An 11964-nucleotide genomic window follows, 5' to 3' on the forward strand; every position below is an offset into this window, starting at 1 on the left:
GTGAAGCCAAGAATCGGTTTTGGCTTCATTCTTTCGTGAATTGCGCAATGCGTTTGTTGCAAATGCGTTCGGTGAGTTCTTTCAGCAGTTTCACGCGCTCGCTCAGGTATTCCAGTTCTGCTTTTTCGATTTTGTAATGCATTTCATATCTCGCGTCTATGTACGCTTTTCTTAGAAGTTGAAACAGTCGCTCTTCGTCGGGCGTACTTCTTGGAAAAACGGTCGCGAAGTCGGGATGGAGTTTTACGATTTGATTTCCTAACTCCTCAATATCGTGAATTTTTGGTTTGTAATCGGTGAAAACAAGGAGGATGGAGGTATACAACCTTTCAGTGGTTTGATGCAACAAAAAGGCAGCCTCTTTATAATATGTTAAGTTATCCTCTCCTTTCTGGAAGTACATTTCAAACCCCTCTAAAAAATGGCTTGCGGAGGTAAACCAATTCTCAAAATGCCCTTTGGCTTTTTTCTGCCTTTCCTCCGGGTTCATGCTTTTCGGCTCGGATAACTTAAAATTTTCAGAATCAAAAAGCAGAATTCCCTCCTTCAAAATATCCGCAAAAAAGTAGTTATTCCCTTCAATCTTGTCGTTTACGAAGCCGATGCTGTGCTGGATAATGCTGGTTCTCGTAATGTCTTTACTTCCAGCCAGTTCCTTGTCTAGTTCCCGCCATTTTTTATCCCGTTTGGCGGAAATCCTGTCTTTGGTAATGACGAGAATGTCAAAATCACTCACGTACTCATATTTCTCCTGATAATCCTCAACCCATTCCCCACGTGCATAACTGCCGAAAAGGATGACCATTTCAGCCGGGACTTTGTCCAGGATGATTTGGGTTAGAATTTTTAGTTGGTCTTGTTTGGATTTTGGGAGGTGGGAGAGGGAGGTTTTCATGTGTGTGTGGGAGGTTGGTATGGGAGGTGATCGTCAGGAAGCCAATTTTTTAGGATTGAGTTCTACATTAAAATTCACTTTTGCCCCTAATGCATCAAATACTTTAAGAATCGTTTCCAACCTTGCATTTTTTACACTATTCTCAATTTTAGAAATTTGGGCTTTTTGCACGCCTACAAGTTCTCCTAATTGCTCCTGGGTTAGATTGCGCTCTTGTCTTACTTGTTTTATTGCGTGGCCCAGCAAGTCAATCCTCAGCTCGTTTTCAAAAGCCTCCCGTCTTTCTGTTCCACGTTCTCCGATGTGCTTGTCAATCATTGTATCAAGCGAAACGGTTTTAAATTTATTATCCATAACTATTTCATTTTGCTTTGTTGTCCAAATACTGTCTCCTGATTTCCTCAGCTTTCTTAATCTCTTTTGGCGGCGTCTTCTGCGTCTTTTTTAGAATACCATGTGTCGCCACAACCAACGTTTCCTTACCATCAATTTTGTCCCAAAATGAAAAAAGTCGATATGCCTTGCTATTGTATAGCGTCCTGAATTCCCAAATGAAGTCGTTAAGTTTTTTGAAAAGCTCGTTGTCATTTACAGATTGAGATTTTCTGATATTATAATAGATCTTCTCTCTCGTTTTATCGTCAAGAGCCTCTAAAAACTCGACAGCTTCCGGCAATAATTGTATTTCGTAGTTTGGCTTCATCCGCAAATTCAGTTAAAGGTATAAATTTCCCGATCGGGAAACAATTTGTTGCCGTAAATTTTGATAGAGGGAGGTTTTCATGCGTGTGTGGGAGGTAATCTTCGTCCTGTTCTAAGCTGCTTCTAAGTTAGTGCCTCAAATGGAGGACAGTAGCATGATTTGAATGCCGTACGTATCAATGGATAGAAGTATTTTTCAAACTGTATATTTCAGCGAATCAACGTTACCCATGGCCAATCCTCAATACGTCACACCCACTTAAAATTCCCGTCCAGCGCAGCCTAAGGATGGTAGCGGTATCGCAAGCACTTCGACCGCCGGGCGGCCCCGTCCACTCAGTGTGACGGTGTTAAGATATTGATTTAAAGTATATTATAGCACAAATAGACACTAGCACAGGCGCTCCTGTCATCCTGAGCGCAGCCGAAGGATGGTTGCATTGACGCTAACCCCATTAGTCGGCGACATCATCTTTTTTCTTCGGCAGCCTAACATACCAAACAAATTTTTAGTTAAATTTTTGTAATTTTCCAAACAATATATTGCTGACTGGTTACTTATTGATTATTAGTTCTGTTTGAGATTTGAGCGAGGCTTATTCGGATAGCGACAAATACCTGGTACTCTCTGCTTCACAGGGTAGTCAGGCCGCTTTTGTTGCGCTTTTTCACCGCTACAAAAGCAAACTTTACGGCTACACCCTCCGCCTCACCAGCTCCGAAATGCTGGCCGAGGATATTGTTCAGGATGTTTTCATGAAACTATGGACAGATCACGGCTCGCTGGCTTCGATCGACAATTTCGGCAGCTACCTTTTCCGCATGTCCAGAAACCACGTGCTGAACCATTTCAAGCGAATGGCACACGAAACAGCCATTGTATCGGAAATGTTCAGGGACGGCGAGCCCGGCAACAACAATACGCAGGAAATGCTCGCGGCCAGAGAGGTTGAGGAGGTGTTGCTATCGGTGGTAGAGACCTTGCCTCCGCAGCAAAGGGCGGTTTACCGCCTTAGCCGGGAGGAGGGAAAAAGCCACGAAGAAATCGCCGACTTGCTCAAAATTTCCCCGAATACGGTCAAAAATCACATTGTTCAGGCTATGGCGACCATCCGTACCCAACTCCGTCGCCATGCCGATTCGCTGCTTGTGGCGGCGATGCTGCTCTCTTTGAAAAAATAATCCCAAAATTTTTCACACTGACTAGTCCCTCGGTGTTCGCCGGTTGTCTTTCATTTGGCAATCGGGTAGAATCGTTTGCTATTGGCTCGAAAAGATATCCGGATAGCCAAATTAAATAATGGTATTAACCGGAATGAAGATATTTTATGCTTGACGAACGGATCGAAATTTTAATAGGAAAACTGATCGACGGAACGCTGGACGTGCCGGAGAAGCAGGAACTGGCCGAATCGGTACGACTCAATCCCGGCGATGAGCGCTTTGCCGGGGCGCTCGAACTTGCCTGGGAGCGGTTCGAGCCTGAGCAGCCGATGCCCGAAGCCATGTCGGATCGCATTATGGCCAACATTTTTCCTGCCAAAACAGTTGGGGAGGAAGAGGAGGAGCGAAGCGGTGGCATTGCCTGGCTGTGGCCGAAACTGGTCGCCGCAGCATTGGTGATCGGTTTTGGTGTGTATTGGTGGGCCAGCTACCGCGGCAGCCGCGAAATGGCGCAGCAGGAGAAAGTGGTGAAGGTGCAACTGGCCGACATCCCGCCCGGTGGTAACAAGGCTATTCTCATCCTCGGCGACGGATCGAGCATTGCCCTCGACAGCGCCGGTAACGGACTGCTCGCCAGCCAGGGCGGAACAAGCGTGACTCAGTCGGGGAAAGGACAGCTGGTGTACAAATCCGGCCATGATACCGAAAGCGCCCCGGTGCTCAATACCGTGACGACCCCCAAAGGCGGCCAGTTTCATATCGTATTGCCCGATGGGACCGGCGTGTGGCTCAATGCGGCTTCGAGCCTGCGCTTCCCGACGGCATTCACCGGCAAGCAACGAAATGTGGAGATCACCGGCGAAGTGTATTTCGAAGTGGCGCATAACAGGCAAATGCCTTTCGTCGTGAAAAACGGGGCGACGGAGATCACCGTGCTCGGGACGCACTTCAACGTAATGGCTTATGACGACGAGAAGATCATGCGGACGACATTGCTCGAAGGCGCTGTGAAAATAACACGCGGCGCAATGGAAGCATTGCTCGCGCCTGGCCAGCAGGCGCGGATCAGCGCGGCCACGGGTAGCGTGCGCGTAGTGGATGATGTGAATACGGAAAAGGAGCTTTCATGGAAGAATGGCTATTTCCAGTTTGAAGATGAGAGCTTGGAAAGTATTATGAGGCAGGTTTCGCGCTGGTATGACGTGGAAGTTAGGTACGAGGGCAACAGCCGGGGCGAGAACTTCACAGGCCGGCTCACGCGAAACTCGAATGTATCCAGTGTAATGAAAATCCTCTCGCTGAGCGGAGTGAAATTCAGAATTGAAGATAAAACCATTATTGTAACACCATAACCCCCTCTGCCTATGACCGAATAGCGACTTCCTCCGCCGGCCTCTGGTAAAAAAGAACGGGAACGTTGCAACCGCTCCCGATCTGGTAAGAGCCCGGCACTTGTAAACAATTGTCCTACTGTTTAGTACCAACTCTCAAGACAAAAGTATGAACCACAACTCTTTTATCCAAAAGGGGATAGGGTCCTCGTATGCCCATGAAGGACCTCCCTGCTCTCCCTTTATCAGGGCCATCCGGATTATGAAACTGATCTTTATGATTTCGCTCGCATGCTGCATGCAGGTAAGCGCCAGCAGCTTTTCGCAGAAGATTACCATTCTGGCGAAGAATGCGCCGCTGGAAAAGGTTTTGAAGGAGATTGAAAAACAGAGCGGCTACTCGTTCTGGTATAAGACCGAGCTGATCCGGAAGTCGGAAAAGGTGACGGTTTCCATGCGGGAAAGCTCGCTCGAAGAAGTACTGGCCCAATGCCTGGCGAACCAACCGCTGGAATATTCGATCGTGGACAAAACGGTGGTTTTGCAGGCCAAAAAGCGATTTAAGATAGCAACTCCGCCCCCCAAAGCCGTGCAAATAATCAAGGGGCAGGTAGTGGGCTCGGACGGAAAGCCGCTCGTAGGCGTGACCGTCGTTGTAAAGGCCAGCAAGCTCGGTACTGTGACGGATGCCGACGGGAATTTTTCGATCGATGTGTCGGATACGGATGTACTCGTTTTTTCCTACATCGGGTTTGAATCCAAGGAAGTCCTGGTCGGCAAGCAAACCAACATTTCGGTTTCATTAACAGAAAGTAATACGACATTGAATGAGGTGGCGGTGGTTGGGTACGGCCAGCAGTCGCGGAAAAATCTGACGAGTGCGGTCAGTACGGTCAAAAGAGAGGAGCTCAATAACGGTGCCATTACCGATGTGGGACAGTTACTTCAAGGGAAAGTGTCGGGACTTAACATCACGGCCAGCGGTGACCCGAATAAGCCAGCAGCGGTAGTGATGCGCGGCGCGTCCACGATTAACAGTGCGCAGGGGCCGTTTTACGTGATCGACGGCGTGCCCGGGGCCGATATTGCTACCATAGCGCCAGATGATATCGCTTCTATCGATGTGTTGAAAGATGCGGCTGCAACGGCCATTTATGGTAACCGTGCTGCCAATGGTGTCATCATGGTCACCACCAAAAAAGGAAAAGCGGGGACGATGCAGATTTCCTATAACGGTTATGTGGGTATCGAGAAGGTTTCGAACAAACTTGACATGATGAACGCGGACCAGCTGAGAGCTTTTCTGGACAAAAACGGCATTGGCTTTACGCCGGCGGATGACAAAGGGGCCAATACAGACTGGCAATCGTCTATCCGGAAAAGTACGGCGGTTTCCACCAATCACAACCTGTCTTTCAATGGCGGCGGCGAGCACACGACTTACGCCGCGAGTTTGAATTACGTGAAGAAAGACGGTATCCTGCTCAACAGTGACCTGACCCGTGTAATCGGCCGCCTGTCGATTGAGCAGCGTGCCTTGAAGGACAAATTGAAATTTGGCTTCTCGGTCACGAACTCGCATAGCAATGCGAACGACATTCCTTATCGTAACACCGTGTTGCTGCAATCCACATCTTACCTGCCTGTTTCACCGATCAGAAAAGAGGACGGTTCCTACTTTGAAAATTTTCAGAATACCAACTATTACAATCCGGTGGCGATGATCAATAACAGTGAGATGAATACGAAATCGAACAATCTCATCGGAAGTTTCAAAACGCAGGTAGAGCTGCCTTTCGGGCTAACTTACAATCTGGACATTTCGTACCTGAATACCAACTCTTTGCAAGGCACTTACTACAATAAATATTTTACGAATAATTACAACAACATGTACGACAATCCCGATCCGGGCCTGGGTTTCCATGCTGTTCAATCATTCGGTAAAAATGGGCAGGCAAACAGAGGTTCGTATCAGAATACCAGCAAAATCCTGGAAACTTACCTGACCTGGAACAAGGAATTCGGTGATCATTCCATCAATGCGGTAGTGGGCTACTCGTGGCAGAACAATAAGGTTGGCCAGGGCTTTCAGGTGACTACCAGCAATTTCCCGGTCGATAACATTACCTACAATAACCTGGCTTTGAGCAATCCGTACGGCACGACAGGCTACCAGATCAGCTTTGGGCCGGATGGGGTTTATCAGGAAACGCAGCTGATTTCCGATTTTGCCAGATTTAACTATAACTACAAAAGCAAGTATTTGCTGCAAGGGTCGGTCAGAAGAGATGGCAGCTCTGTGTTCGGCGCCAATAATCAGTGGGGATATTTCCCATCGGTAGGCGCCGCGTGGAGAATAAGCCAGGAAAGTTTCATGGAAAGCCAGAATGTATTCAGCGACCTAAAACTGAGGGCCAGCTATGGCGTTACCGGCAATGCAACCGGATTCAATGCCTACACGGCACAATTTATCTCCGGAGCTTTGGGTACCTACTACTATAATGGTTCGCTCACTGGTGCTTATGGTCCGACGAAGTCGGAGAACGCCGACCTGAAATGGGAGAAAACGGCCACAACCAATGTCGGTCTCGACTTTGCTGTACTGGGAAACCGGGTAAATGGCTCGCTTGAAGTGTATGAGAAGAACACCACGGGGATGATTTATTCCTATACAGTGGATCCGATCCTGGTGCCATCGGGAAGTATTGTAGCGAATGGCGGAAGCGTGAATAACAAAGGAGTTGAGTTTAACCTTAGCGCAAAAGTGGTGGACAAGGCCAATTTCAGCTGGACGAGCGGAATCAATCTTGCGCACAACAAAAACGTCATCACCAGCCTTACCAATCCCCTGTTTGCGGGCGGCGACTCCGTATTGCTGTCGCGTCCCGAGGGCGGCGGTCAGTCGGGAAGGTCACTCCAGATCCTGAAAGCGGGCCGTCCATTGGGACAATTCTTCTCGTTCCAGTACGCCGGAAAAAATGAAAGCGGTGTGTCCCAATTCGTGGCTGCAGACGGTAGCCTGACGACCACGCCGGTTGTTGGAAAAGACTATCACTACCTGGGTAGCTCGCAGCCAAAGTTGATGATGGGCTGGACGAACAGCCTGAGGTACAAAAACTTTGATCTGAACGTATTTATAAGAGGTGTATTCGGGAACAAAATCTTCAATGCGACCCGCGCCGACCTGTTCAGGCCAAGCACTGCCCAGTATTCCAATATCCTCGTGGATGCGGCCAATGAGCCGGTGAGTGATTTCAATGCTTACGCTTACTCGTCGCGCTTCGTCGAAAACGGAAGTTTTGTGAGGCTCGACAATGCTACCCTCGGCTACAATTTCAAGAAGCTGGGGCCATTTGTCAAAAATCTGAGGGTTTATACTTCCGTCAATAATTTGTTTGTCATCACCAAATACACGGGTGTTGATCCGGAGGTGAACCAAGGCGGGATCGCTCCGGGAGTTGACTATAACAACTTCTATCCGAAGACCCGTACGTTTCTATTCGGTCTGAACATATCCATCTAACATCGAAGCAGGATCATGAAGAATTCATACATAAAACTATTTTTCTCAACGCTGGCGGTAACCACCCTGTTTTCCTGCCACGACCTGGACGTGCCGGTCACGACCGCGCTGACGACCGACGTTTTCCCGAGCACGGATGAACAATTCGTTTCCGCTTCCGGGCCGGTTTATGTGGCATTGAGAGGGAATTTCGGAGCGGAAGCATATCAGATCGTGTCGTACAGCACCGATGAGGGCATTATGCCCGCGCGGGGAGGAAACTGGTATGACGGCGGGCAAAACCAGACATTGCACCTGCACACCTGGACAGTGGATAACGGCTATGTGAACGGACACTGGACCTGGTTATCGACCATTATTGGCGTTTCCAACCAGACGATCTCCATTCTGGAACAGAAAATGCCGGACGGCGCAGCGAAACAGACGAACCTTTCGGAGATCAAAATGGTACGTGCATTCGCCTATTTCATGATGATGGATAGTTTCGGAAATGTGCCTATCTACACGACTTACGGTGATTTTGCACCCAAAACCAATTCGCCGAGGACAGAGGTTTTTAATTTTATCGAAAAGGAAATCCTGGAAGCGATCCCGAATCTGAGCGAAGTATCGGGCACGACTACGTACGGAAGGCCCAACAAATGGACCGCCTACGCCTTGCTGGCGAAATTGTACCTGAACGCCGAGTACTACACCGGCACAAACCGGTATAACGATTGCATTGCCGCCTGCGACAAAGTGATCGGTTCGGGATTGTATGCGTTGGAGCCCAGAAGCAGCTATTTGAACATGTTCTATCCGACGAACGGACCGCAGATGAAGGAGTTTATTTTCGCGATTCCTTACGATCCGGCGCAAACCAATACTTTTCCATTCAGGAGCGTCAACATTCGCGCACGATACGACATTCCGAGAAGCATGGTCAAGAAGTTCAGTCTGCCGTACACGCCTGCGGGGAGCGCAAGTACACTGCCGGAGTTTTATGCCAATTTCAATGATGAGGGCGATATCAGGAACAAGCAATGGCTGACCGGCTTGCAGTATATGAACGACGGCGTCACACCCCTGACTGTTACTACGACCAACATTGGCTACGACCAGTTTTACAAAGGGAACAATCCGTCGGGTCCATACACTTATCAGGTGAGACTGACGCCCGAGGTGGTACTCCGCCAGGATGTGACGTCCTTTGATGCGGGGAACGACGAAATTGCCTGGCACATGGGTTACCGCAATATGAAATTCTACCCGGATGCGAGTTCGCTAAACCGAAACCAGAACAATGACATCCCCATTTTCAGATATTCGGACATCATTCTGATGAAGGCGGAGGCGATACTGCGCGGCGGAAGTCCGACATCAGGCCATACCGCACTTTCGCTCGTGAATGAGTTGAGGGCGCAACGGACCACTTCGCCTGCTTTGACGAGCGTGAACCTCGAATTTATCTATGCCGAAAGAGCGCGTGAATTTGCCTCGGAGGGATGGCGCCGCAACGACATGATCCGTTTCGGGAAGTTTGAGGGCAAATGGGGCTACAAAACCGATTCAGACATTAACCACCGCATCTTCCCGATACCAAGGGTGGCGTTGCAACTCAATCCTGCATTGGTTCAGAATCCTGGTTATTGATTACAACGTTCTCCGTATCTGTATTTCGGGTACGGAGAATGCCTTCATTCACATCGTTCCGGTCACCGCATTTCGCTGTCGACAGGGCCAATCATTCCGTATTTTAAAATGAATCATTTCCGTAATGGTGGTTCTTCTCCTCGATGGTTGAGAAGAGTCAACCTGTTTTGTCTTATCTTTTTGCTGAGTGTCCTCGCGAAGACCTCCATCGCCCAGGCGGTGGTCAATTCTGCAAACTCCCTGATACAGAGAATAGTCCCCACGCACGCTTCGCATTTTCAGGTAGAGGAGCTGCATTCGGCTTCTGGCAAAGACGAATTTGAAATAGAAAGTATGGATAACAGGATCGTCCTGCGCGGCACGAGCGGTGTCGCGATCGCCTCCGCCTTATACCATTACCTCACCGAATACGCCCATTGCCAGATTACCTGGAATGGTACCAACCTTGCATTGCCCGCGAAGCTGCCCGCCGTGCCTGCCAAAATACGGAAGGAAACGGTGTACCAATACCGCTATAACCTCAACTATTGCACATTCAATTACAGTATGAGCTGGTGGGACTGGGACCGCTGGCAAAAGGAAATCGACTGGATGGCCCTGCATGGTATCAATATGCCGCTGGCCATTACCGGCGAGGAATACGTGTGGCTGCAAGTGTACAAGGATATGGGTTTTTCGGAGGATGACCTGAAAGACTTTTTCAGCGGGCCTGCCTACTTTGGCTGGTTCTGGATGGGGAACCTCGACGGCTGGGGCGGGCCGTTGCCACGGAGCTGGATGGAGACCCACAAGACCTTGCAGCAGCAGATCGTCCGTCGCGAGCGGGAGCTGGGCATGAAACCCGTGCTGCCCGCATTTACCGGACATGTCCCGGCGGCTTTCCGGAAAAAATACCCCGGTGCGCAGTTAAAAGCCACCAACTGGACCAACGGATTCGGCGATACCTACATTCTGGATTCCCAGGATCCGCTGTTTGCCGAGATCGGAAAGCGTTTTTTGAATAAACAGAAAGAGCTTTACGGTACCGATCACCTGTATTCGGCCGATACATTCAATGAAAACGAGCCGCCTACCGATGATCCCGCTTACCTTTCCAAACTCAGCGAACGCATTTACGAAGGAATGCGCCAGGCCGATCCCGATGCCGTATGGGTAATGCAGGGCTGGCTTTTTTACAGCGACCGTAAGTTCTGGAAAGCACCACAGATCGAGGCGTTACTGAACGCCGTGCCCAACGACCGGATGCTGTTGCTGGACCTGGCGGCCGAAATCGAGCCGGTGTGGAAACGGACGGAAGCCTTCTACGGAAAACCATGGATCTGGAACATGCTCAACAACTTCGGGGGGAATGTGAACCTCTTTGGCCGGATGGACGGTGTGGCCCAGGGCCCGGCAACCGCCTGGAACGATCCCGCCAAAAAGCGTATGGAAGGCATCGGACTGACGATGGAGGCGATCGAGCAGAATCCGGTGATTTATGAACTGATGATGGACCATACCTGGCGCACTACGCCCATCGATCTCGACGAATGGTTGACCAAATACGCACGTAACCGGTACGGAAAACACGACGCTGAGCTGGTAGAAGCATGGCAAATCCTGCGGATGACCGTCTACAACGGCAAAGAAATCCGCGACGGGGCAGAGTCGATCATTACCGGAAGGCCTACGCTCGACTCGACGACCGTATGGACCCGCACCAGGTTGAATTACCCGCCGGCCGACCTGCTCCCGGCCTGGGATCTCTTCATTAAATCGGCCTCGAAAGGCCCGCATACCGACGGCTTCCTGTACGATCTGACCGATGTTTCCCGCCAGGTGCTGGCCAATTATGCATTGGTCGTCCAGAAGCAATGGGTGCAGGCATTCCGCGCCGGCGACCGCCGGGCCTTCCAAAAACATAGCCGTGCATTTCTGGAACTGATCTCGGATATGGATATGCTGCTGGGGACGCGTACTGATTTTATGCTGGGCCCCTGGATTACCTCCGCGCGAAAATGGGGAAACGATACCGTTGAGAAAACGCTTTACGAAAGAAATGCCCGGGACCTGATCACGCTCTGGGGAGATGCCGGCAGTCCGTTGCACGAATATTCGAACCGGCAGTGGAGCGGCTTGCTCAACGACTTTTACAAGGTTCGCTGGCAAAAGTTCTTTGAAATGCTGAGTCGCTCAATGCAAACCGGCATTGCGCCCGATTACGAGGCTTTCGAAAAATCGATCGCTCAGTGGGAGTGGCAATGGGTGAATGCCCGAAAGGACTATCCCGAGAAACCTGCTGGCAACAGCATCGAGGTTGTTTTTAAACTCAACGCAAAATATCGGACGCAGATGTACGAAGCCTATCAAAAGTAGGAGCAGCATGTTCCCGTCCGAAAAAGCTGCTAGCTTTTGTCGAAGAACCATTAGTTCAGGATCAATCGCCCTGTGGCAGTCCCGGGCAACAAGCGGATTGAATCCAGCCGTCGGATGTGAAATTTTTGCTCATCTAGATTCGCTGGTTTAAAATGTTGGCACTAATCCCTGAAATATTTGAAATAACTTTCCCCGATGTAACATAGGCTATTGTTTCTGTAACATTTTTGAAATCCATTTTGGATTATGGCAATATATATTTGTGTTCAATTATGCTGATAGTCATAAGTAACTGCTCACAAATTCTATAACCTTAATTCATTATGGGAAGAAAACTACGGCTTTTTTTACAATTGTCA

8 protein-coding genes are annotated in these 11964 nt (G+C 49.5%); 5 read left to right on the plus strand and 3 right to left on the minus strand.

Going from position 1 to position 11964, the window contains the following annotated elements; all coding sequences use genetic code 11:
* Positions 1-25 precede the first annotated feature (25 nt).
* From BP71_RS00175 to BP71_RS00185, 3 genes are read right to left on the minus strand one after another with little or no spacing between them, the layout of a single operon-like run.
* On the minus strand, positions 26-895 hold the full coding sequence (locus BP71_RS00175; RefSeq protein WP_496375334.1) for a HEPN domain-containing protein: 870 nt from the start codon (positions 893-895) through the stop codon (positions 26-28).
* Positions 896-928: 33 nt separating this feature from the next.
* Complete coding sequence (locus BP71_RS00180) at positions 929-1249, minus strand: helix-turn-helix domain-containing protein (protein WP_496375336.1); 321 nt, start codon at positions 1247-1249, stop codon at positions 929-931.
* Between the two features lie 7 nt (positions 1250-1256).
* Entirely contained in the window at positions 1257-1598 is a 342-nt protein-coding gene (locus BP71_RS00185) for a type II toxin-antitoxin system RelE/ParE family toxin (RefSeq protein WP_342085588.1), read from the minus strand.
* Positions 1599-2182: 584 nt separating this feature from the next.
* Between BP71_RS00185 and BP71_RS00190 the strand changes: the two genes are divergently transcribed.
* The 5 genes from BP71_RS00190 to BP71_RS00210 all read left to right on the plus strand — a co-directional run bounded on the left by BP71_RS00190 (position 2183) and on the right by BP71_RS00210 (position 11605).
* Positions 2183-2779: an RNA polymerase sigma factor gene (locus tag BP71_RS00190; protein ID WP_496375339.1), complete on the plus strand. Its 597-nt coding sequence runs from the start codon at positions 2183-2185 to the stop codon at positions 2777-2779.
* A 146-nt stretch (positions 2780-2925) separates the two neighbouring features.
* Entirely contained in the window at positions 2926-4113 is a 1188-nt protein-coding gene (locus tag BP71_RS00195) for a FecR domain-containing protein (RefSeq protein ID WP_496375341.1), read from the plus strand.
* A gap of 148 nt (positions 4114-4261) precedes the next feature.
* Positions 4262-7618 (plus strand): TonB-dependent receptor, encoded by a 3357-nt coding sequence (locus BP71_RS00200; protein WP_496375343.1) that lies wholly within the window; start codon positions 4262-4264, stop codon positions 7616-7618.
* Between the two features lie 15 nt (positions 7619-7633).
* Positions 7634-9250: a RagB/SusD family nutrient uptake outer membrane protein gene (locus BP71_RS00205; protein WP_496375345.1), complete on the plus strand. Its 1617-nt coding sequence runs from the start codon at positions 7634-7636 to the stop codon at positions 9248-9250.
* 108 nt (positions 9251-9358) lie between these two features.
* Positions 9359-11605, plus strand: coding sequence for an alpha-N-acetylglucosaminidase (locus BP71_RS00210; RefSeq protein ID WP_496375347.1), 2247 nt, complete (start codon positions 9359-9361; stop codon positions 11603-11605).
* The last annotated feature ends 359 nt before the right edge of the window (positions 11606-11964 follow it).

Source organism: Dyadobacter ginsengisoli DSM 21015 (assembly GCF_059568735.1).